This is a genomic window from Gordonia ajococcus (assembly GCF_012974285.1).
Classification (GTDB): Bacteria; Actinomycetota; Actinomycetes; order Mycobacteriales; family Mycobacteriaceae; genus Gordonia; species Gordonia amicalis.
The window spans coordinates 2,779,236-2,801,443 of record NZ_CP052884.1; the positions used below are offsets into that span (position 1 = coordinate 2,779,236).

Genomic DNA, 22,208 nt, shown 5'->3' on the forward strand with positions numbered 1-22,208 from the left:
CGGTTCTACTCGCCTTCGACCGCGTCGGTCATCCCGCGACCCGCGCCAGCAGAATGGTGCGATTGCCGCATCCCGACTTGGCCAGGACCGACTTCACATGGTCGTGCACGGTGTGTTCGGACACCGACACCGCAGCGGCGATCGACCGGTTGTCCATACCGGCACAGAGGTGGCCGAGCACCTCCCGCTCACGACCGGACAGGCCGTTCACCCGGGCGAAGAGGTCGAGACGGTCGGTGAAACCACTGGGTTCGATCGTGACGGCGATCTCGCGGCCGGCCGGCGGTCCGGCCCCGCTGATCCGGTCGGCCTCCAGGGTCAGCCATCCGTACTGCTCGAGAAACACTCTCGCGCGCGGCGGCGCGGCGGCAACGTCCTGCTCGCGGGCGATGAGCTGTGCCGCCACGTTGTAGGCCGCCGCCGGGATCGCCGGTACGTCCGGGATGCGCCCGTCCGGCCCGGCATCGGGTGGATTGAGTTGATAGAGCCGCGATCCCGCCCCCGCTGTCTGTCCGCGAAGTCGCAGACCCTGATCGAGCACCACGACGGCGGGTCCGGTGGAGGCCGCGGTGCGGACGGGGTCGGTGAAGTATCCGGCCTGCCGAGATCGCAACGCGGCCGTGACAAGCGGAGTGATCTGCGACATCCGGTCGATGTCCTCGGCGGAGAACTGCGGACGGGGCTCGAAGCGCCAGAGATCCAGCCAGCCCCAACACCCGAACCGGTCGGCGAAGGCGAGCGTCGCCACGTCGCAGACGCCGAACTCCGCCAGGATCTCGCGCCACGGGGATGACGATGCAGCTTCGCGATCCCTGGCTCGACACCACGACGTGGCCGGCACCCGCGATCCGGTGAGGCAGGTCCAGCGAGTGCTCGTCGTCAGATATCGGGCACGGATCAGATCCGGCAGACGGGTCATCGGGAAGCCTGGCAGCGTCGCCAGCGGAGAGGTGCCGACCGAGGTCGCGGGGTCGGTCAGAAGCCACACGTGGCCGTCGAACGCCACTGCCGCTCCGAGGTCAGCGAGCACCGCCAGCCGAAGACTCTTCACACCGGCGTTTCGTGCGCAGGAGCGCTCGACCCGACTCAGGAGATCGACGCCCATCGGTCAAGGCTAGGCCGGAAATCCCCCGTGGTGGGGATGTTCGGACGGGGCTCCCGCTCATACGGTCGGAGAATCCACCCATCGAGAAGGGCGACCGCCATGTATCAGCTCCGGATCACCGACACCATCCCCGACTTCGACGCCTGGCGCCGCGCGTTCGACGGCTACGAACGTGTGCGCGCCGACAACGGGGTCCTCGCCTACCGGGTGATGCGCAGCGTCACCGACCCGACCGAGGTCACGATCGAACTCGATTTCGCCGACGTCGCCCGCACCCGGGCCTACGTCGGGGTTCTCGAGAAGATCTGGTCCACGGCCGGCTCCCGGGGCGTCAGTGTCGCCCATGGCACGCCAACCGTTCACGAGGTGGTCGTCGCGAAAGCGATCGATCCGGCCGCCTCAGAGGCGGCCGGATCGCATGTCGCATAGTCGATCTAGACGGTGAAGCCGAGGGCCCGCAGCTGTTCCCGGCCGTCATCGGTGATCTTGTCCGGGCCCCACGGCGGCAGCCAGACCCAGTTGATCTCCAGATCGGTGCAGAGACCACTGTTGACCAGCGCGCCGCGAGACTGGTCCTCGATGACGTCGGTCAGCGGGCACGCGGCGGAGGTGAGGGTCATGTCGATCTTCGCGACGGCGTCGTCGGTCACCTCGATGCCGTAGACGAGTCCGAGGTCGACGACGTTGATACCCAGTTCGGGGTCGACGACGTCGCGCATCGCCTCCTCGACGTCCTCGACGGCCGGCAGCGAGGTGGACGGGGCGGCGGGTGTGCCGGCAGCCGTGGTGTCGGTTGCCGGTGTGTCTGTCGCGGTGGTGGTCTCGTCACTCATGCTGACTCCACTTCTGTTTTCTGACTGTCGATGTAGGCGTTCTCCGTCTGGGAAAGTGCGTCCTTGAACGCCATCCAGCCGAGGAGTGCGCATTTCACGCGCGCCGGGTACTTGCTGACCCCGGTGAAGGCGATGCCGTCACCGATGATGTCCTCGTCGCCCGGGTCCTTGCCACGGGAGGTCATCATCGCGGTGAACGACTCGACGGTGGCCAGCGCCTCGCCGATCGGCTTGCCGACGATCAGGTCGTGGAGAACCGACGTCGAGGCCTGGGAGATCGAGCAGCCCTGGCCATCGTAGGAGACGTCGTCGATGGTGGCGCCGTCTCCGGACACCGCGACGCGGAGGGTCACCTCGTCACCGCACGTCGGATTGACGTGGTGCACCTCTGCGCCGAACGGCTCACGCAGTCCCCTACCGTGCGGGTGCTTGTAGTGGTCCAGGATCACTTCCTGGTACATCTGCTCCATACGCATTGCTCAGTTCACCCCGAAGAACTTCTGCGCCTTGACGATCGCCGCGGCCAGCGCGTCGACCTCGGCGAATGTGTTGTAGGCGGCGAACGATGCACGTGCGGTCGCGGCCACACCGAACCGGCGGTGAAGCGGCCAGGCACAGTGGTGGCCGACACGGATCGCGACGCCCTCGTCGTCGAGGATCTGACCGAGGTCGTGCGCGTGGATGCCGTCGACGACGAACGCGACCGCTCCCCCACGGTTCTCGGTCGTGGTGGGTCCGACGATGCGCAGACCGTCAATCTCACCGAGCCGGGAGAGCGCATGTCCGACGAGCGCGTGCTCGTGTGCGGCAACGGCTTCCATGCCGATCGTCTGCAGGTAGCGCACCGCGGCGCCGAGACCCACGACCTGCGAGGTCATCGGAACGCCCGCCTCGAAACGCTGCGGCGGCGGCGCGTAGGTGGACACCTCCATCGTCACGGTCTCGATCATCGAGCCACCGGTGATGAAGGGCGGCAACGCATCCAGGAGTTCGGACTTGCCGTAGAGCGCGCCGACACCGCTCGGACCGAACATCTTGTGTCCGGAGAAGGCGGCGAAGTCGACGTCGAGCGCCGAGAAGTCGACCGGCATGTGCGGCACCGACTGGCAGGCGTCGAGCACGACCAGCGCACCGACTGCACGGGCACGCGAGACGAGTTCGGCGACGTCGGCGACGGCACCGGTGACATTCGACTGATGGGTGAACGCGATGACCTTCACCGACTCGTCGAGGGTCAGCGAATCCAGGTCGATACGACCGTCGTCGGTCACGCCGTACCAGCGCAGGGTCGCACCGGTCCGACGGCAGAGTTCCTGCCATGGAACCAGATTCGCGTGGTGTTCGAGTTCGGTGATCACCACGGTGTCGCCCGGACCCAGCGCCGATCCGCCGAGGATCGACGCCGAGCGCGGATCTCCGAGCGTGAAGGTCACCAGGTTGAGAGCCTCGGTGGCGTTCTTGGTGAACACCAACTGGTCCGACGACGCCCCGACGAACCCGGCGATGACCTCGCGCGCGTCCTCGTAGGCGTCGGTGGCCTCTTCGGCGAGCTGATGGGCTCCCCGATGCACCGCCGCATTGTGGTGCGTCAGGAAGTACCGCTCGGCGTCGAGCACCTGGACCGGACGCTGCGAGGTCGCCCCGGAATCGAGGTACACCAACGGTTTCTCGTCGCGAACGGTGCGCGACAGGATCGGGAAGTCCGCCCGCAGCGCCTCGACATCGAGAGCGGTTGCCGCGGTTGTCGTCTCAGGCGAGAGTGTCACGTACGTGCACCTCCTGGGGTGTTGGTTCAGCCGGCCTTGGCCGCCGAGGTGAAGCGCTCGTAGCCGTTCTCCTCGAGCTCGTCGGCCAGCTCCGGACCGGCGGATTCGACGACGCGGCCATTGACGAAGACGTGGACGTAGTCGGGCTTGATGTACCGAAGGATGCGCGTGTAGTGCGTGATCAGCAGGATGCCGCCGTTCTCCTGCTCCTTGTACCGGTTGACGCCCTCGCTCACGACGCGCAGCGCGTCGACGTCGAGACCCGAGTCGGTCTCGTCGAGGATGGCGATCTTCGGCTTGAGCAGGTCGAGCTGGAGGATCTCGTGACGCTTCTTCTCACCGCCGGAGAAGCCCTCGTTGACGCTGCGCTCGGAGAACGACGGATCGATGTCCAGCGCGGTCATCGCCTCCTTGGTCTCCTTGACCCAGTGGCGCAGCTTCGGGGCCTCGCCGCGGACCGCGGTGGCGGCGGTGCGCAGGAAGTTCGACATCGAGACGCCGGGCACCTCGACGGGGTACTGCATGGCCAGGAAAAGGCCGGCACGCGCACGCTCGTCGACGCTCATCTCCAGGACGTCTTCGCCGTCGAGGGTGATCGAACCCGAGGTCACCTGGTACTTGGGGTGGCCGGCGATCGCGTAGGACAGCGTCGACTTGCCCGAGCCGTTGGGGCCCATGATCGCGTGCGTCTCACCGGACTTCACGGTCAGGTTCACACCCTTGAGGATGTGGATGGGCTCGGCGTCGGCGTCGGTCTGGGCGACGTCGACGTGCAGGTCACGGATTTCCAGTGTGGTCATGTTCTGTGTTCTCTCTTACGGGCTGAGGAAGGTTCGGTCGGGCGCGGAAGCGGTTCAGGCGCCGGCGAGTTCGAGCTCGCGCTCGACGGCGGCGGACAGACGCTCGCGCAGCTCGGGAACGGCGATCTTGGCGATCACCTCGCCGAAGAATCCGCGGATGACCAGGCGGCGCGCCTGATCCTCGGGGATGCCGCGAGCCTGCAGGTAGAACAGCTGCTCGTCGTCGAAACGTCCGGTGGCACTGGCGTGGCCGGCACCGACGATCTCGCCCGTCTCGATCTCGAGGTTGGGCACCGAGTCGGCGCGGGCGTTGTCGGTGAGCACCAGGTTGCGGTTGAGCTCGAAGGTGTCGGTGCCCTCGGCCTCGGCGCGGATCAGCACATCGCCGATCCAGACGGTGTGGGCCTCGCGCGACCGGTCGCCGCTCGTGTCGCCCTGCAGCGCACCCTTGTACACCACGTTCGAGCGGCAGTTGGGCTGGCTGTGGTCGACGAGCAGGCGCTGCTCGAGATGCTGTCCGGCGTCGGCGAAGTACAGCCCCCACAGCTCGACGTCGCCACCCGGCGCGTCGTAGTGGACGATCGGCGACAGCCGGACGAGGTTGCCGCCGAAGCTGACCGCGAAGTGGCGGACCACGGCGTCGCGGCCGGTGCGCACGTGATGGGCGGCGACGTGCACGGCGTCGTCATCCCAGTCGTGCACGTTGACGACGGTGAGCGCGGCGCTGTCGCCGACGACGAATTCGACGTTCTCGGCAAAGGTCCCGCCGCCCTTCTGGTCCAGCACCACGACGGCGCGGGCAAAGGGTTCAAGCCGGACCTGGGTGTGCCCGAAGGCGGTCTCGCCCTCCCCGGGGCCGGTGACCGTGATGGTGACCGGTTCGGACAGCTCGACCTCGCGGCCCACGGTGACCACCGTGGCCTGGGTGAACGACGAGTACGCCTGTGCGGCAACCCGATCGAAGGGCACGCCGCCCTGGCCGAGACGCTCGTCATCGCGTCCGACGGTGTCCACGGTCACACCGTCTGCGATACCGGTGACCTCGACGGTCGCCTCACCCGTCCGCTGGGCGGAACCGTTGTGCAGACCGCGCAGGCGGCGGAACGGGGTGAAGCGCCAGGCCTCTTCGCGAGGGCTGGGCACCTCGAAGGCGTCGACGTCGAACGAGGTGAACAGTTCACCCTTGTTGACGACAGGCGAATGCGAGCCCGGTGTGGAGACCGGGAGTGTCGGATCGGCCATCAGCCGACGGCTCCTTCCATCTGAAGCTCGATCAGGCGGTTGAGCTCGAGCGCGTATTCCATCGGGAGTTCCTTGGCGATCGGCTCGACGAAGCCGCGGACCACCATGGCCATCGCCTCGTCCTCGGTCAGGCCGCGGCTCATCAGGTAGAAGAGCTGATCGTCACTGACCTTCGAGACGGTCGCCTCATGCCCCATCGTCACATCGTCCTCACGGATGTCGACGTAGGGGTAGGTGTCGCTGCGCGAGATCGTGTCGACCAGCAGCGCATCGCATTTGACCGTCGACCGGCTGCCGTGGGCGCCGTTGTTGATCTTGATCAGACCGCGGTAGGAGGCACGGCCACCGCCGCGGGCCACCGACTTCGAGACGATGTTGCTCGAGGTGTTCGGTGCCAGGTGGACCATCTTCGAACCGGTGTCCTGGTGCTGTCCCTCGCCGGCGAATGCGACCGAGAGGACCTCGCCCTTGGCGTGCTCACCGGTCAGCCACACGGCCGGGTACTTCATGGTGACCTTGGAACCGATGTTGCCGTCGATCCACTCCATGGTGGCGCCGGCCTCGGCCTTGGCACGCTTGGTGACCAGGTTGTAGACGTTGTTCGACCAGTTCTGGATGGTCGTGTAGCGGCAGCGGCCGCCCTTCTTGACGATGATCTCGACGACCGCGGAGTGCAGCGAGTCGGTCTTGTAGATCGGCGCGGTACAACCCTCGACGTAGTGCACGTAGGCACCCTCGTCGACGATGATCAGCGTGCGTTCGAACTGGCCCATGTTCTCGGTGTTGATCCGGAAGTAGGCCTGCAGCGGGATGTCGACGTGGACACCCGGCGGGACGTAGATGAACGATCCACCCGACCACACGGCGGTGTTCAACGCGGAGAACTTGTTGTCGCCGGCCGGGATGACCGAACCGAAGTACTCCTGGAACAGCTCCGGGTGCTCCTTGAGGCCGGTGTCGGTGTCGAGGAAGATCACGCCCTGCTTCTCGAGATCCTCGCGGATCGAGTGGTAGACGACCTCGGACTCGTACTGCGCGGCGACACCGGCGACCAGCCGCTGCTTCTCCGCTTCCGGGATGCCGAGCTTGTCGTAGGTGTTCTTGATGTCCTCGGGCAGGTCCTCCCACGAGGCGGCCTGCTTCTCGCTCGAGCGCACGAAGTACTTGATGTTGTCGAAGTCGATGCCCTCGAGTCCGGCACCCCAGTGCGGCATCGGCTTCTTGTCGAAGATCTTCAGAGCCTTGAGTCGCTGCTCGAGCATCCACTCGGGCTCGCTCTTCTTCGATGAGATGTCGGCGACGACGGCCGGGGACAGGCCGCGCTTGGCGCTGGCGCCGGCGACGTCGGAGTCGGCCCAGCCGTAGCCGTACGTCCCGAGGGACGCAATCGTCTCCTCCTGTGTGAGGGGAGCCGCGGCGGACGGCGTGGTGGCGGCCGGATCGGTGACGGTCATCGCGTGGCCTTTCGGGTTGTCGTGGGCTGGGCGGGTGCGGTCGTGGAGAGTGGGGTCTCGCGCGAGGGCGATTCCGGAGGTGGATGCATCGGCACGTGGGTCGTGCAGGCGCAGTCACCGTTGGCGATGGTCGCCAGGCGCTGCACATGCGTGCCGAGCAGTTCGGTGAAGACCGCGGTCTCGGCCTCGCACAGTTCGGGGAACTCGGTGGCGACGTGCGCCACCGGGCAGTGGTGCTGGCAGATCTGGATGCCGTTGCCAACCTGGCGGGTGTTGGCGGCGTAGCCCGCACCCGTCAACGCATCGGCGATCTCGTCGACGGTGTCTGCGACATTCAGCGGATCGGTGCTCGGCTCGACGTCGGCGACGATCCGCTCGACGCGTTCACGGGCGAACTCGGCGACCGCGTCGTGACCACCGAGGTCACGGAGCTTGCGCATCGCCGCCCCGGCCAGGTCGTCGTAGGCGTGGCGCATCTTGCCGCGTCCGGATGCGGTGAGCTGGAACCATTTGGCCGGACGTCCGCGGCCCCGCTGACCGAAACCGGTCGATGCGACCTCGATGTCCCCGGCCGCGGTGAGCGCGTCGAGGTGGCGGCGCACGCCGGCCGCGGAGATACCGAGACGCTCGCCGATCTCGCCCGCGGTCAGCGGGCCGTCTTCGACGAGCAGGTTCAGGACCGCATCACGGGTCTGACCGTCGTGGTGCGCATCGGCACCGGCGGTCGTGTGAGGGGTTGCCGTACCAGCGGAGGGCACGGCATTGCGGCCGCCCGAGGGCAGCACAACATCGTTCCGCATGGTTTTCACAACACGAGTGTGACGTAATTGATTCCTCGCTGCCAGCAAGGGTGCCCTTAGCGATGCGTCCGATTCCCTCCTCCCGTCCCGCGCGTCGCCGATAAAGGGTGGTGGCGAGGGATCCGTCCCCGCCGTTTAGAGTCGTCGTGTGCCCGAAACCACAGCTGGCCGCCGCGTGCCGGACTTCTTCGGACTCGTGTGGAATCACCTGCTCACCGTGCTGAACTACCTCGGTCTGCGCAAACAGCGCCCCGTCGGCCCCGACACCGACACCACCGAGCAGCGCGGCGACTACGGAAAGACCGTCGCCCGCCTACACGACGACGAACGCGAGGTCGGACCCCTCAACGCCGCGGAGACCCGTCGTCTCCGCCGCATCAAGCTCTTCGGCGCCACCGGTTCGGTCCTGATCCTGATCGGCGCCCTCGGCACCGGTGCGGTGCCCGTGCTGCAGAACCCCGTCGCCGGCATGCGCGTGCTGTCACTGCCGTCCCGGATGTTCGGCACCGCCCTCGCGCTGTCGATCGGCGGCACGATCACCCTGGTGGTCGCATGGCTGCTGATCGGCCGCTTCGCCGTCGGCCGCCTCAGCGTCGAGGTCCGGCACGGACGGAGTCCGGAACGACGGATGAGCCGCCGCCAGGCCGACCGGACCCTCATGCTGTGGATCACACCGATCGTGCTGGCTCCCCCGCTGCTGAGCAAGGACATCTACTCCTACCTGGCCCAGAGTGCGATCGCCTCCCGCGGCATGGATCCCTACTCGGTGAGCCCGGTTCGCGGTCTCGGCGTCGACCACATCCTCACGCGGTCGGTGCCCAACCTGTGGCGGGACACCCCCGCGCCCTACGGGCCGCTGTTCCTGTGGATCGGCGAGGGCATCACCAAGGTGACCGGCGCGAACATCACCGCCGCGATCTTCCTGCACCGCATCGTCGCCCTGATCGGCATCGCGCTCATCGTGTGGGCGCTGCCGCGACTGGCGAAGCGCTGCGGGGTGTCGTCGGTGGCCGCCCTGTGGCTCGGCGCGATGAACCCGCTGGTGATCCTGCATCTGGTGGGCGGCATCCACAACGAGGCACTCATGCTCGGTCTGATGCTCGTGGGCCTCGAGCTGAGCTTCCGCGCCATCTACGGCGTCGACCGGTTGCGGAAACCGGGGACGCTGATACCCACGAGAGCAGGCTGGATCCTGATCGCCGGTGGAGCCGTGCTCGCCGCGTCGTCGATGATCAAGGTGACCTCGATGCTCGCGCTCGGCTTCGTCGGCATCGCCCTGGCGATGCGGTGGGGTGCCACGCTGCCTGCCCTGCGGTACGCACCCGTCCGGGAGTGGTGGACGCGGTCGAAGTGGTCGGTGTACGCCCTCGGCGTCTCCGCCGGGTTCTACGTGGTCGTGCTCGGCATCGTGATGGTCGGGATCTCGCTGGCGACCGGGCTCGGATTCGGCTGGACGGGCACGCTGTCGACCGGCGAGATCGTCCGGTCGTGGATGTCGATGCCGACACTGCTCGGGGTGACGACGGGTCGGATCGGTGTGACCCTCGGACTCGGCGAGCACACCCAGGCGATCCTCGAGGTCGCACGCCCGATCGGGCAGCTCGTCGCCGGCCTCTTCATCATCCGGTGGATGCTCGCGACGCTGGGCGGACGCCTGCATCCGCTGGGCGCACTCGGTGTGTCGATGGCCACAGTCGTGCTGTTCTTTCCGTTCGTCCAGGCCTGGTACCTGCTGTGGGCGGTCATTCCGCTGGCTGCCTGGGCGACCGGCCCGTGGTTCCGGATCTCGACCATCTCCGCATCGGCGATCATCGCCATCGTGGTGATGCCGACGAGCTCCAACACCAGCGGAGTCGTTCTCGCGCAGGGTCTTCTGGCAGGTGTGATCATGGTCGCAGCGCTGACCGCGCTGTTCTTCGAAGACCGGTCACCCCGCCGATGGCGTCGTCGCAGAAGGGGGGCCTCCGACGACACCCCGGAGCCCGCGGAGAACGCGCCGACGCGGTGACGATCCCCCACCGCACCCGCGCACGGCGTTTTTCGTCCGCGGGGTCCGAGCGCCTAGTCTGACCTGTGTGCGCGGCACGACCTCTCGGCAGATCAACGACGACGATCAGATGAACGATCGTCTGCTGAGTGTTCCCGCGGTCGAGGTACGCGGACTGGTCAAGACCTTCGGCGACCGTACCGCGGTCGACAGGCTTGATCTGACCGTGGAACGCGGCCAGATCCTCGCCCTCCTCGGACCGAACGGCGCGGGCAAGACCACCACCGTCGAGATCTGTGAGGGCTTCACCGAGCCGGACGCCGGCACCGTGCGGGTCCTCGGACTCGATCCGATCGCCGACAACGACGCGCTCCGGCGCCGCGTCGGCGTGATGCTGCAAGGCGGCGGCGCCTACCCCGGAGCTCGTGCCGAGGAGATGTTGCGGCTGGTCGCGGCGTATTCGGCCGACCCCATCGACCCCGAGTTCCTCATCGAAGCGCTGGGGCTCGGCGAGGTCCGGCGCACGTCGTACCGCAGGCTGTCCGGCGGGCAGCAGCAGCGCCTTGCCCTCGCCTGCGCCATCGTCGGCCGTCCCGAGCTCGTGTTCCTCGACGAGCCGACCGCCGGCCTCGACGCCCACGCACGTCTCGTCGTCTGGGAGCTCGTCGACCGCCTCCGCGCCGACGGCGTGTCCGTCCTCCTCACGACCCATCTCATGGACGAGGCGGAGCAGCTCGCCGATCAGGTCGTGATCATCGATCACGGCCGCGCGGTCGCCGCCGGGACCCCCGCCGACCTCACCAGCACCGGCGCCGAGAACGAATTGCGGTTCACCGCGCCCCGCGGACTCGATCTGTCGATGCTGACGCTCGCACTGCCCGAGGGATATCACTGCACGGAGCCCAACCCGGGCTCCTACCTCGTCCTCGGCCCGATGACCCCGCAGGTGCTCGCGACCGTGACCGCCTGGTGCGCCAAGATCAACGTCCTCGCCACCGACCTGCGGGTCGAGACCCGGAGTCTCGAAGACGTCTTCCTCGACCTGACCGGACGGGCCCTACGACAGTGAACAGCCCCACAGTGAACTCCCCCGCTCCCCAGAAGGCTCTCTTCGCCGAGGGCATGTTCCGTCCCGCGCCGCGCCCGGCATCCCTGACGGCGATGATCGTCGCCCAGTCGACCCTCGAGCTCAAGCTCCTGCTCCGCAACGGTGAACAGTTGCTGCTCACCATGTTCATCCCGATCACCTTGCTCATCGGGTTGTGCCTGCTGCCCATCAACACGACCTTCGGCGACGGTCCGGCCGAGCGCGCCACGCTCTTCGTCCCGGCGATCCTGACGGTCGCCGTGATGTCGACGGCGTTCACCGGCCAGGCGATCGCCGTCGGCTTCGACCGGCGCTACGGCGCGCTGAAACGGTTGGGCGCCACACCGATCCCGAGGTGGGGCATCATCGTCGGGAAATCGGTGGCGGTGCTGATCGTGGTGGCCCTGCAGTCGGTCATCCTGGGCGCCATCGGATTCGCCTTCGGCTGGCGGCCCGACGCACTCGGCCTGCTCATCGGCGCACTGGTGATCACCGTCGGCACCACCTGCTTCGCCACCCTCGGCCTGCTCCTGGGCGGCACGCTCAAGGCCGAGGTCGTCCTGGCCCTGGCGAACCTGCTGTGGTTCGCGTTCATCGGTCTCGGCAGCCTCGTGGTCGTCGATTCCAACGTGCCCGGCCCCGTGCACACCCTTGCACGGTGCATCCCCTCGGGTGCGCTCAGTGAGGCCCTGGAGATGGCCGCAGGAGGTTCGTTCGACGCCTTCGGGGTGGGCGTCTTGCTGGTGTGGGCCGCAGTGGCCGGCACCTTGGCCGTGAGGTGGTTCCGATTCCGATGACGACGTCGCAGACTTCTTCGACACGACCCGACGACCCGGCTCCCGCCGAGCGCGACCCCCGGCCGGCGGCGCGTGGGGTCTGGCGGTACATACCCGGATTCGGCCGGCCGACGATCCGCTTCGTCCACCGCTGGGCGATCGCCCTGCTCGTGTCGAACGTCGGCATCGTCGCCACCGGCGGCGCGGTTCGGGTGACCGGTTCCGGTCTCGGTTGTCCGACCTGGCCGCGATGCACCGACAACTCCTTCGTCCCGCACGAGGAACTGGGCATTCACGGAGCCATCGAGTTCGGCAACCGGATGCTCACCTGGGTGCTGATCATCATCGCGATCGCCGCCTGGGTCGCGGTGCTCCGCTACGCCGGGTCGGCGCGCCGCGACAAGTGGACGGTCACCCTGATCGCGCTGGGCATCCCATTCCAGGGCGTGATCGGCGGGATCACCGTCCTCACCGACCTCAACCCATGGGTCGTCGCCCTGCACTTCCTGCTGTCGATGGCGCTCGTGTCGGCCGCAACCGTCCTGGTCTATCGGCTGCGGCCCTACCCGACGCCCGCCGAACCCGCCGCCGTCGACGCCGATGTCCCCGCGTCGGCCACGCGCCGGCTCGGGGTCTACCTCGCCTGGCTGATCTATGTGGTGACCTGGGTGACGATCTACCTCGGCACGGTGGTCACGGGTTCCGGTCCGCACGCCGGCGACGTGGACGCCCCACGGAACGGACTCGACCCCGACAACGCCACCCAGCTCCACGCCGACGCGGTGTTCGTCCTGGTCGGTCTGGCCCTGGCCGCACTCGTGTACGCCCGCGTGTTCGCGCGTCCGCAGCAGCGCTCGGCGCTGGTCTTCGTGGCGCTGCTCGCACTGCAGGGCGTGATCGGATTCGTCCAGTTCGCGACCGATCTCCCCGTCGCGCTCGTCATCGCGCACATGTTCGGCAGCGCGCTGCTGCTCATCGGCGCGACCTGGCAGGTGTTGGTAGCGCGGGCGACCGATCAGCCGCGCGTCGACGCTGCCTGAGTCCCTGCCACAACGAGAACGGCCCACAACGAGAACGACCCCCGACGATGTGCACGTCGGGGGTCGTTCTCGTGTACGGGTGGACGGCCGCGTCAGAGGATCGCGCGGTTGCGCGGCTTCGGGAAGCGCTTCTGCCGGGCGACCCAGCCGGCCATCTTGCGGTAATGCGACGGCTTGACGGTGGTCTCCGAGGTGAGGTCACGGTCCCACTCGGCGATCTCGAGGCCATCGACGGCGTCGACGACGGCCTGTGCAGTGGCGAGGTCGGGGACGACCCGGTCGCCGAGGACTCCACCGGCCTCACCGACGAGCGTGATACGGACACCGGCCGCACCGATCGCCTGCAGGACGACCTTGGCGCTGCCGCCCTCACGGGCGACGAACTTCTTCACCGAGGCGACGACATCGCCCGGGGCCTGAACCGTCGGCGTTGCGGTGGTGTCGGTGGCGGCACTGTCAGTCATGACGCTCAGCATACCGGTGAGCGCAGGGCAGTCCCGATACCGGGATGGGCGTCACATCCGGCCTGTACGGCGTGTAGAACGGTGTCGTGCGTGCGATACAGGTGACCCGTCACGGCGGCCCGGACGTCCTGGCCTTCGGTACCGTCGACGACCCGATCCCGGCCGCCGACGAGGTGATCGTCCGGACCTCCGCGGTGGGCGTGAACTACATCGACACCTATCTCCGGCGGGGCCTGTACCCGTCGATCCCGCCGTACATCCCGGGCACCGAGGGTGCCGGCGAGATCGTCTCCGTGGGTCCGGAGGTCACCGGCTTCGAGGTGGGACAGCGGGTCGCCTGGTGTGCCGCACCTGCGTCGTACGCCGAACTCGTCGCGGTCCCCGCCGCGCAGGCGGTGGTCGTGCCCGACGGTGTCGACGACGCGGTCGCCGGTTCGTCGCTGCTCCGGGGTCTCACCGCCCACTACCTCCTCGACGGCAGCGCCCACCCTCATCCGGAGGACACCGTGCTGATCCACGCGGGGGCCGGCGGGGTCGGGCTGATCCTCACCCAGATGGCCAAACGTCATGGACTGCGGGTCATCACGACGGTGTCCTCCGACGAGAAGGCGGACCTGTCCCGGCAGGCCGGCGCCGACCATGTGCTGCGGTACGGGGACGACCTGGCCGCGCGCGTCCGGGAACTCACCGACGGCCTCGGTGTCCCGGTGGTCTACGACGGCGTCGGCGCGGACACCTTCGAGCAGTCGCTGGCCGCCACGGCGGTCCGCGGCATCATCGTGCTGTTCGGGGCGTCGAGTGGACCGGTGCCGCCGTTCGATCTGCAGCGCCTCAACCCGGCCGGTTCGCTGGCGGTGACACGACCCACCTTGGCGCACTTCACCGCGACGCCGGAGGAACTGAACTGGCGGGCCGGCGAGTACTTCGAGGCCGTCCTCGACGGCGACGTGGACGTGCGGGTGGGACAGCGTTACCGCCTGGCCGACGCCGCACAGGCCCATGCTGATCTCGAAGCCCGCAAGACGACGGGTACGACGGTGCTACTGCCCTCGGATTCCTGACGGCGGCGGCGAACGGAAATCAGAAGTACGACGAGATCGTCTGCAGGCCGACGACCGCGTCGACCGCGAGACCGCAGAAGACGATCGCCAGGTACTCGTTGGACTGCAGGAAGACCTTGAGGGGTTTCACCTCGGCGCCGCGCCTGGTGTCGCGGTAGAGCTTGGTGACCCGCTCGAGGAACCAGCCGCCGGCGACCAGCGCGATCACCGTGTAGATCCAGCTCGTCGCCGGGATCAGGGCCAGCGAGGTGACGACGGTCAGCCACGTGTAGACCAGCATCTGCCGGGTGACGCGTTCCTCGGTCGCGATGACCGGGAGCATCGGTACGCCGGCCGCCTTGTAGTCCTCCTTGTAGCGCATCGCCAGCGCCCAGGTGTGTGGCGGGGTCCAGAAGAAGATGACCAGGAACAGCACGATCGGCTGCCAGCTGAGTGAGCCGGTCACCGCTGCCCAGCCGACGAGCGTCGGCATGCATCCGGCGGCACCGCCCCACACCACGTTCTGCCAGGTGCGGCGCTTGAGGATCATCGTGTAGACGCCGACGTAGAAGATGATCGTCGCCGAGACGAGCAGCGAGGACAGCAGGTTCGCGGCGAAGTACAGCACCGCGAACGAGGCGGCCCAGAGCACGAGACCGAAGATCAGCGCACTCCGGGTGGCCACGGCGCGCCGGGCGAGCGGTCGGCGCTCGGTGCGCTTCATCTTCTTGTCGATGTCGGCGTCGACGACCATGTTGAGGGTGTTCGCGCTGCCGGCGCCGAGCCAGCCACCGATCAGGGTGAAGGCGATGACGGCGATGTCGACATGGCCGCGGTCGGCCTGCAGCATCACCGGGATCGTCGCCACCAGCAGCAGCTCGATGACCCGCGGTTTGGTGAGCGCGACATAGGCGAGCACCGTCGCGCGCACACGTCCGGCCCACGTCAGATCCGCCGGCAGGACCGGCTCGGTCGAGACCTGCGGTGATGCGGTGTCGGTCGAGTGGGATGCGGCGGGATGGTCTCCGCTCACACGCTCCCCTATCCTCACGAACACTCCTCGTCCGCCCGCACAGATCGCCGCGGGCTACTACAGAGCATGGTAGACGTTTGCCTTCGCGAACCGTAATCGCGTCGTGGCCGAGCCCGCGACCGGCGCCGATCGGCGAACCGGGCGGTAAGTTTCGGTCGGCGCGCAGGGCACCCTCGCGGCCGATTACTCTGGACCCGAACGCGCCGAAAACCCGAGCAGGCACAGGAGACAATCACCATCGTGGCCGACACAGATGAGATCCGCGCACTGACCACCCCTCGCCATCCGGACGACTGGAGCGACCTCGACACCCGGGCCGTCGACACGGCCCGCCTGCTGGCCGCCGATGCGGTGCAGAAGTGTGGCAGTGGTCATCCCGGCACCGCGATGAGCCTCGCCCCCCTGGCCTACACGCTCTTCCAGCGCGTCATGCGTCACGATCCCACCGATACCGACTGGGCCGGCCGCGACCGCTTCGTGCTCTCGTGCGGACATTCCAGCCTGACCCTCTACATCCAGCTGTACCTGGGTGGCTTCGGTCTCGAGCTCGAGGACATCGAGGCGCTGCGCACCTGGGATTCGCTGACCCCGGGTCACCCGGAGTTCCGCCACACCCGCGGCGTCGAGATCACCACCGGTCCGCTCGGTCAGGGTCTCGCCTCGTCGGTCGGCATGGCGATGGCCGCCCGCCGCGAGCGCGGCCTGTTCGACCCAGATGCCGCGGTCGACGCGAGCCCGTTCGACCACTACATCTACGTGATCGCCTCCGACGGTGACATCGAGGAGGGCGTCACCTCCGAGGCGAGCTCACTCGCCGGCACCCAGCAGCTCGGCAACCTGATCGTGTTCTACGACCAGAACCAGATCTCGATCGAGGACGACACCGACATCGCCCTGTCCGAGGATGTCGCCAAGCGCTACGAGGCGTACGGCTGGCACGTCCAGACCGTCGAGGGCGGCGAGGACGTCGTGGCCATCGAGGCCGCGATCAAGGCCGCCCAGGAGGTCGTCGACCGTCCGTCGATCATCTGCCTGCGCACCATCATCGGCTACCCGGCGCCCAACATGATGAACACCGGCATGGCTCATGGCGCCGCACTCGGCGAGGACGAGGTCGCCGCCACCAAGAAGGTCCTCGGCTTCGACCCGGAGAAGAACTTCGAGGTCACCGACGAGGTCATCGCGCACACCCGCAAGCTCGTCGACCGCGGCGCCGAGGAGCGCAAGGCCTGGACCGCATCGTTCGACGCGTGGGCCGAGAAGAACCCCGACGCCAAGGCACTGTTCGATCGCCTGACCGCCCATGAGCTCCCGGAGGGCTGGACCGAGCAGCTGCCGACCTGGAACGTCGGCGACAAGGACGTGGCCACGCGCAGCGCGTCGGGCAAGGTCCTCGGCGCCCTCGCGCCCGTCCTTCCCGAGCTGTGGGGCGGTTCCGCCGACCTCGCCGGCTCGAACAACACCACGATGGACGGCGAGCCCTCGTTCGGCCCGACGTCGATCAGCACCAAGAAGTGGTCGGCCAACCCGTACGGGCGCACCCTGCACTTCGGTGTCCGCGAGCACGCGATGGGTTCGATCCTGTCGGGCATCGCCCTGCACGGCCCGACCCGCGCCTACGGCGGCACCTTCCTGCAGTTCGCCGACTACATGCGTCCGGCCGTGCGCCTGGCCGCGCTGATGGAGATCGACCCGATCTACGTCTGGACCCACGACTCCATCGGTCTCGGCGAGGACGGCCCGACCCACCAGCCGATCGAGCACCTGGCCGCACTGCGCGCGATCCCGAACCTCGACGTCGTGCGCCCGGCCGATGCCAACGAAACCGCTCACGCATGGGCGCACCTGCTGACCCGGCGCAACCACCCGGTCGGTCTGGCGCTCACCCGCCAGAACGTCCCGATCCTCGAGGGCACCTCGGCGCAGGGCGTCGCCAACGGCGGCTACGTGCTCAGCGATTCCGACGGCGACCCGCAGGTCGTGCTGATCGGCACCGGTTCCGAGGTGCACCTGGCGGTCGAGGCACAGAAGGCCTTGGCCGACAAGGGAATCAAGGCCCGCGTCGTGTCGATGCCGTGTGTCGAGTGGTTCGACGAGCAGCCCAAGGGGTACCGGGACCACGTGCTGCCTCCCTCGGTTCCGCGTGTCGCCGTCGAGGCCGGCATCGCGATGCCGTGGTACCGGATCGTCGGTGCCGGCGGCGAGATCGTCGGCATCGAGCACTTCGGCGCGTCGGCCGACTACAAGGTGCTCTTCACCAAGTTCGGGATCACCGCAGAGGCGGTCACCGCCGCCGCCGAACGAGTCGTCGCCGGCTGACCGGCCGCCCACGACACCGGCTCATCCACACTCATCAAGGAGAGAATCGTGACCCAGAACGAGAAGCTCGCCGAACTGTCCGCCGCCGGTGTCTCGGTGTGGCTGGACGACCTGTCCCGGGACCTGATCACCTCCGGTGATCTCGCCGAACTGATCTCGACCAAGTCGGTGGTCGGCGTGACCACCAACCCGTCGATCTTCCAGGCGGCACTGTCGAAGGGCACCGCCTACAACGCACAGGTCACCGAGCTGGCCGCCCGCGGCACCGATGTCGACGGCACCATCCGCACGGTGACCACCGATGACGTCCGCGACGCCTGCGACGTACTGGCCCCGGTGTACGAGGAGTCCGACGGCGTCGACGGCCGGGTGTCCATCGAGGTCGATCCCCGTCTGGCGCACGACACCGACGCCACGGTCGCCCAGGCCATCGAGCTGTGGAAGATCGTGGACCGCCCGAACCTGCTGATCAAGATCCCGGCCACCAAGGCCGGACTCCCGGCGATCACCCGGGTCATCGCCGAGGGCATCAGCGTCAACGTGACGCTGATCTTTTCGGTCGAGCGCTACAAGGAGGTCATGGACGCCTACCTCGACGGCCTCGACGCCGCCGCGGAAGCCGGCCACGACCTGTCGAACATCCACTCGGTGGCGTCGTTCTTCGTCTCCCGCGTCGACACCGAGATCGACAAGCGCCTCGACGCCATCGGCACCCCGGAGGCCACCGAACTGAAGGGCAAGGCGGCGCTGGCCAACGCCCGTCTCGCCTACTCGGCCTACCAGCAGGTCTTCGAGGTCGAGTCGCGCTTCCCGGACCTCCTCGCCAAGGGCGCTCGCCCGCAGCGCGCGCTCTGGGCGTCGACCGGCGTGAAGAACCCGGACTACCCAGACACCCTGTACGTCAGCGAGCTCGTCGCGCCCAACACGGTCAACACCATGCCGGGCAAGACGATGGACGCCTTCGCCGACCACGGTTGGGTCAACACCGGCTCGATCATCGGACTCGCGCAGGAGTCGCAGGAGGTCTTCGACAAGATCGCGGCGCTCGGCGTCGACACGGTCGACGTCTTCAAGGTCCTCGAGGAGGAGGGCGTGAGCAAGTTCGAGGACGCCTGGAACGACCTGCTCAACGCGACCGCCGAGCAGTTGTCCGCGGCGATCAAGGGCTGAGGCCGTCGTGGCCGCCGGTGAGGATTCAGTGGGACCCGGTTCTTGGACCAACCCGCTCCGTGACCCACAGGACAAACGGCTGCCCCGCATCGCGGGTCCGTGCAGTCTGATCATCTTCGGCGTCACCGGTGACCTGGCACGGAAGAAGTTGATGCCTGCGGTCTACGACCTCGCCAACCGCGGCCTGCTCCCCCCGTCGTTCGCTCTCGTCGGTTTCGCCCGACGCGACTGGACCGACGAGGACTTCGGGGCGATCGTGCACGACGCCGTGCGGGAACACGCCCGCACGGGCTTCCGCGAGGAGGTGTGGGAGCGCCTCGCGGAGGGCTTCCGCTTCGTGCAGGGCGATTTCGACGACGACGCCGCGTTCGACAAGTTGTGCGACACCCTCAAGTCGCTCGACGACGAACGCGGCACGGACGGAAATCATGCGTTCTACCTGTCGATCCCGCCCAAGGCGTTCCCGACGGTGTGCGAACAGCTCGAGCGCAGCGGGCTGGCGACACCGGACGGCGACAGTTGGCGCCGCGTGGTCATCGAGAAGCCGTTCGGCCACGATCTCGAGTCGGCCCGCGAACTCAACGCCATCGTCAACAACGTCTTCCCGGAGTCGTCGGTGTTCCGCATCGACCACTACCTGGGCAAGGAGACGGTGCAGAATATCCTGGCGCTGCGCTTCGCCAACCAGCTGTTCGACCCGCTGTGGAGTTCGCACTACGTCGACCACGTCCAGATCACGATGGCCGAGGACATCGGCATCGGTGGGCGGGCCGGCTACTACGACGGCATCGGTGCCGCGCGCGACGTCATCCAGAACCATCTGCTGCAGCTGATGGCCCTGGTGGCGATGGAGGAACCGATCTCCTTCGAGCCCAAGCAGTTACAGGCCGAGAAGATCAAGGTCCTGGCGGCCACTCGCAACGTCCTGCCGATCGATCAGAACACCGCCCGCGGCCAGTACGGTCCGGGCTGGCAGGGCAGCGAGAAGGTGGCCGGGCTCAAAGAGGAGGACGGCTTCGCCAAGGACTCCAAGACCGAGACCTTCGCCGCGATCGCCCTCGAGGTCGACTCCCGTCGCTGGGCGGGTGTGCCGTTCTACCTGCGGACCGGCAAGCGTCTCGGCCGGCGCGTCACCGAGATCGCGCTGGTCTTCAAGCGCGCCCCGCATCTGCCGTTCGACCAGACGATGACCGAGGAGCTCAGCCAGAACGCGCTGGTCATCCGGGTGCAGCCCGACGAGGGCATCACCCTGCGCTTCGGATCCAAGGTGCCGGGCTCCAGCATGGAGGTCCGCGACGTGAACATGGACTTCAGCTACGGCACCGCGTTCACCGAGGCGTCCCCGGAGGCATACGAGCGCCTCATCCTCGACGTCCTACTCGGCGTGCCGTCACTGTTCCCGGTCAACGAGGAAGTCGAATTGTCGTGGAAGATCCTCGATCCCGTGCTCGAACAGTGGGCCGCCGAGGACTCCCCCGACACCTACGAGTCGGGAACCTGGGGTCCGCGGTCGGCGGACGAGATGATGGCCCGCGTGGGACGCGCGTGGCGCCGGCCCTGATGTCCACCGCCCAGCCCCTCCAGGAGGATCCGCGATGATCGTCGAGCTGCCCGACACGGACACCCGAAGTGTCGCGAAGAGGATCATCGAGGTGCGGGCGGCCGGCGGCGCGCTCAGTCTCGGTCGCGTGCTCACCCTGGTCGTCTGCGTCGAACAGGGCGAACCCATGGAGGGCGCCATCGAGGCCGTCATCGGTGCCAGCCGCGAGCACCCCAGCCGCGTCATCGTCGTGTATCGCGGTACTCGCGAAGGGAATTCGCGCCTCGACGCACAGATTCGAGTGGGCGGGGACGCCGGCGCGTCGGAGGTCGTGGTGCTGTCGCTGTACGGCGCCCTCGCCGACGAACCGGCAAGCGTCGTCACACCGTTCCTGTTGCCGGACACCCCCGTCGTCACATGGTGGCCCGGTGAGGGCCCCGCACGCCCCGCGGACGATCCCCTCGGCAGGCTCGGTCACCGTCGCATCCTCGATGCCACGAAGGACGCCGATCCGGCCACGGTGCTCGCGCGTCGCCTCGAGACATACTCCCCCGGCGACACCGACATCGCGTGGTCGCGCATCACGCACTGGCGGGCCATCCTCGCCTCGGCGGTCGACCGTCCGCCGCATTCGCGCATCACCGCGGTGGACGTCACGGGCGCGCACGATTCCCCGGCGGTGGACCTCATCGCCGGGTGGTTGCATTCGGCGCTCGACGTACCCACGCGGCGCCGTCGCGGCAGTTTCGAGATCCGTCTTCACCGCGACGAGGGTCCGACGATCCTCGCCGTGGACGAGGGCAACAACGCGGTGCTGACGATGCCGGGCAAGCCCGACGGCCGAATCGCGATGGGCCACCGCGACCTACCCGTGTGCATCGCCGAGGAGCTCCGGCGACTCGACACCGACGAGGTCTATGCCGTCGCCTTGCGGGGTGTCCCCGGCGTCGACTTCATCGACACGAACGAAGGAGTTCTCACACCATGACCGCTGCCGAGACGCTGGTCTTCGAGTCCAAGCAGGAACTGGTCGTCACCGCGGCGGCCCGCTTCGTCGACCTGGTGACCCATGCGCAGTCCGAGCGCGGGGTCGCGAGCATCGTGTTGACCGGCGGCAGCAACGGGATCGGCATCCTGTCGGCCCTGGCCGACGACAGCGGCACCATCGACTGGTCGCGCGTCGACGTGTACTGGGGCGACGACCGATTCGTCCCTGCCGACGATCCGGAACGCAACTCCGGCCAGGCACGGGAGGCACTGCTCGACCACGTGCCGGTGGATCCGACGCGGGTGTTCCCGATGGCACCCTCGGACGGGCCGTTCGGTGACGACATCGATGCCGCCGCCGCCGATTACGCGGCGGTCCTCGCGGGACGGTCCACCGACGGCGTGGCTCCGCAGTTCGACCTGCACCTGCTCGGCATGGGCGGCGAAGGCCACATCAACTCCCTCTTCCCACACACCGCGGCCACTGCGGAGACCGAGAAATCGGTTGTCGCCGTTGAGGACTCACCCAAGCCGCCGCCGCGTCGGATCACCTTGACCCTGCCGGTGGTCAACCGGTCTCGCAACGTGTGGTTCCTCGTCGCCGGTGCCGACAAGGCCGAGGCCGTCGCGGCCGCGCACAACGGCGCCGATCCCGCCGACTGGCCGTGCGCAGGCGCCCGCGGCACCGACGAGACCATCTGGTTCCTCGACGACGCGGCGGCGGTGCACATCTGAGTCGACGGTGTGAGCCGAGGGAAGGTCCCG

The 22,208-nt window shown here is 68.0% G+C and carries 21 protein-coding genes; 11 read left to right on the top strand and 10 right to left on the bottom strand.

Annotation, left to right across the window (positions count from 1 at the left end; all coding sequences use genetic code 11):
• Positions 1–28: 28 nt before the first annotated feature.
• Complete coding sequence (locus GAA2_RS12545; protein ID WP_096273964.1) at positions 29–1,105, bottom strand: helix-turn-helix transcriptional regulator; 1,077 nt, start codon at positions 1,103–1,105, stop codon at positions 29–31.
• Between the two features lie 99 nt (positions 1,106–1,204).
• On the opposite strand from GAA2_RS12545, the gene GAA2_RS12550 reads away from it, so the two are divergent.
• The gene (locus tag GAA2_RS12550) at positions 1,205–1,534 is read left to right on the top strand and encodes a hypothetical protein (RefSeq protein ID WP_096273962.1); all 330 of its coding nucleotides are present in this window, start codon (positions 1,205–1,207) and stop codon (positions 1,532–1,534) included.
• Between the two features lie 5 nt (positions 1,535–1,539).
• On the opposite strand, the gene GAA2_RS12555 is transcribed toward GAA2_RS12550, so the two are convergent.
• The 7 genes from GAA2_RS12555 to GAA2_RS12585 are packed head-to-tail and all read right to left on the bottom strand — an operon-like array spanning position 1,540 to position 8,000.
• Complete coding sequence (locus GAA2_RS12555) at positions 1,540–1,938, bottom strand: metal-sulfur cluster assembly factor (protein ID WP_024497097.1); 399 nt, start codon at positions 1,936–1,938, stop codon at positions 1,540–1,542.
• Positions 1,935–2,414, bottom strand: a complete 480-nt coding sequence (sufU, locus tag GAA2_RS12560) for a Fe-S cluster assembly sulfur transfer protein SufU (protein ID WP_096273960.1) — start codon at positions 2,412–2,414, stop codon at positions 1,935–1,937. Before sufU ends, GAA2_RS12555 begins: the two co-directional genes overlap by 4 nt.
• 3 nt (positions 2,415–2,417) lie before the next feature.
• Positions 2,418–3,704 carry a cysteine desulfurase gene (locus GAA2_RS12565; RefSeq protein WP_096273958.1) on the bottom strand — a complete coding sequence of 429 codons (1,287 nt, stop codon included), beginning with the start codon at positions 3,702–3,704 and terminating at the stop codon, positions 2,418–2,420.
• A 26-nt stretch (positions 3,705–3,730) separates the two neighbouring features.
• Complete coding sequence (sufC, locus tag GAA2_RS12570) at positions 3,731–4,504, bottom strand: Fe-S cluster assembly ATPase SufC (protein WP_096273956.1); 774 nt, start codon at positions 4,502–4,504, stop codon at positions 3,731–3,733.
• Positions 4,505–4,558: 54 nt separating this feature from the next.
• Positions 4,559–5,746 carry a Fe-S cluster assembly protein SufD gene (gene sufD / locus GAA2_RS12575; protein WP_006436258.1) on the bottom strand — a complete coding sequence of 396 codons (1,188 nt, stop codon included), beginning with the start codon at positions 5,744–5,746 and terminating at the stop codon, positions 4,559–4,561.
• On the bottom strand, positions 5,746–7,200 hold the full coding sequence (gene sufB / locus GAA2_RS12580) for a Fe-S cluster assembly protein SufB (protein ID WP_024497102.1): 1,455 nt from the start codon (positions 7,198–7,200) through the stop codon (positions 5,746–5,748). Before sufB ends, sufD begins: the two co-directional genes overlap by 1 nt.
• Complete coding sequence (locus GAA2_RS12585; protein ID WP_096273954.1) at positions 7,197–8,000, bottom strand: helix-turn-helix transcriptional regulator; 804 nt, start codon at positions 7,998–8,000, stop codon at positions 7,197–7,199. The genes sufB and GAA2_RS12585 overlap by 4 nt, the downstream gene beginning before the upstream one ends.
• A gap of 175 nt (positions 8,001–8,175) precedes the next feature.
• Between GAA2_RS12585 and mptB the strand changes: the two genes are divergently transcribed.
• The 4 genes from mptB to GAA2_RS12605 all read left to right on the top strand — a co-directional run bounded on the left by mptB (position 8,176) and on the right by GAA2_RS12605 (position 12,890).
• Positions 8,176–10,008 (top strand): polyprenol phosphomannose-dependent alpha 1,6 mannosyltransferase MptB, encoded by a 1,833-nt coding sequence (gene mptB, locus GAA2_RS12590; RefSeq protein WP_024497104.1) that lies wholly within the window; start codon positions 8,176–8,178, stop codon positions 10,006–10,008.
• Positions 10,009–10,117: 109 nt separating this feature from the next.
• Positions 10,118–11,056: an ABC transporter ATP-binding protein gene (locus GAA2_RS12595; protein ID WP_051349536.1), complete on the top strand. Its 939-nt coding sequence runs from the start codon at positions 10,118–10,120 to the stop codon at positions 11,054–11,056.
• An 11-nt stretch (positions 11,057–11,067) separates the two neighbouring features.
• Positions 11,068–11,871: an ABC transporter permease gene (locus tag GAA2_RS12600; protein WP_024497106.1), complete on the top strand. Its 804-nt coding sequence runs from the start codon at positions 11,068–11,070 to the stop codon at positions 11,869–11,871.
• Positions 11,868–12,890, top strand: coding sequence for a COX15/CtaA family protein (locus GAA2_RS12605; protein WP_024497107.1), 1,023 nt, complete (start codon positions 11,868–11,870; stop codon positions 12,888–12,890). Before GAA2_RS12600 ends, GAA2_RS12605 begins: the two co-directional genes overlap by 4 nt.
• Positions 12,891–12,982: 92 nt before the next feature.
• Here GAA2_RS12605 and GAA2_RS12610 read toward each other — a convergent pair whose 3' ends face one another.
• A complete protein-coding gene (locus tag GAA2_RS12610; protein ID WP_024497108.1) occupies positions 12,983–13,366 on the bottom strand; it encodes a hypothetical protein in 384 nt (127 codons plus the stop codon).
• A gap of 74 nt (positions 13,367–13,440) precedes the next feature.
• Here GAA2_RS12610 and GAA2_RS12615 point away from each other — a divergent pair, with 74 nt between their 5' ends.
• On the top strand, positions 13,441–14,415 hold the full coding sequence (locus GAA2_RS12615; protein WP_024497109.1) for a quinone oxidoreductase family protein: 975 nt from the start codon (positions 13,441–13,443) through the stop codon (positions 14,413–14,415).
• A gap of 19 nt (positions 14,416–14,434) precedes the next feature.
• Here GAA2_RS12615 and GAA2_RS12620 read toward each other — a convergent pair whose 3' ends face one another.
• A complete protein-coding gene (locus tag GAA2_RS12620) occupies positions 14,435–15,427 on the bottom strand; it encodes a heme o synthase (RefSeq protein ID WP_024497110.1) in 993 nt (330 codons plus the stop codon).
• Between the two features lie 240 nt (positions 15,428–15,667).
• Between GAA2_RS12620 and tkt the strand changes: the two genes are divergently transcribed.
• The 5 genes from tkt to pgl are packed head-to-tail and all read left to right on the top strand — an operon-like array spanning position 15,668 to position 22,178.
• Entirely contained in the window at positions 15,668–17,746 is a 2,079-nt protein-coding gene (gene tkt / locus GAA2_RS12625; RefSeq protein ID WP_024497111.1) for a transketolase, read from the top strand.
• Positions 17,747–17,794: 48 nt separating this feature from the next.
• Positions 17,795–18,916, top strand: a complete 1,122-nt coding sequence (gene tal / locus GAA2_RS12630; RefSeq protein WP_024497112.1) for a transaldolase — start codon at positions 17,795–17,797, stop codon at positions 18,914–18,916.
• A gap of 7 nt (positions 18,917–18,923) precedes the next feature.
• Positions 18,924–20,477: a glucose-6-phosphate dehydrogenase gene (gene zwf, locus GAA2_RS12635; protein WP_024497113.1), complete on the top strand. Its 1,554-nt coding sequence runs from the start codon at positions 18,924–18,926 to the stop codon at positions 20,475–20,477.
• 34 nt (positions 20,478–20,511) lie between these two features.
• Positions 20,512–21,444 (top strand): glucose-6-phosphate dehydrogenase assembly protein OpcA, encoded by a 933-nt coding sequence (locus tag GAA2_RS12640; RefSeq protein WP_024497114.1) that lies wholly within the window; start codon positions 20,512–20,514, stop codon positions 21,442–21,444.
• On the top strand, positions 21,441–22,178 hold the full coding sequence (gene pgl / locus GAA2_RS12645) for a 6-phosphogluconolactonase (RefSeq protein ID WP_024497115.1): 738 nt from the start codon (positions 21,441–21,443) through the stop codon (positions 22,176–22,178). The genes GAA2_RS12640 and pgl overlap by 4 nt, the downstream gene beginning before the upstream one ends.
• Positions 22,179–22,208: the final 30 nt, after the last annotated feature.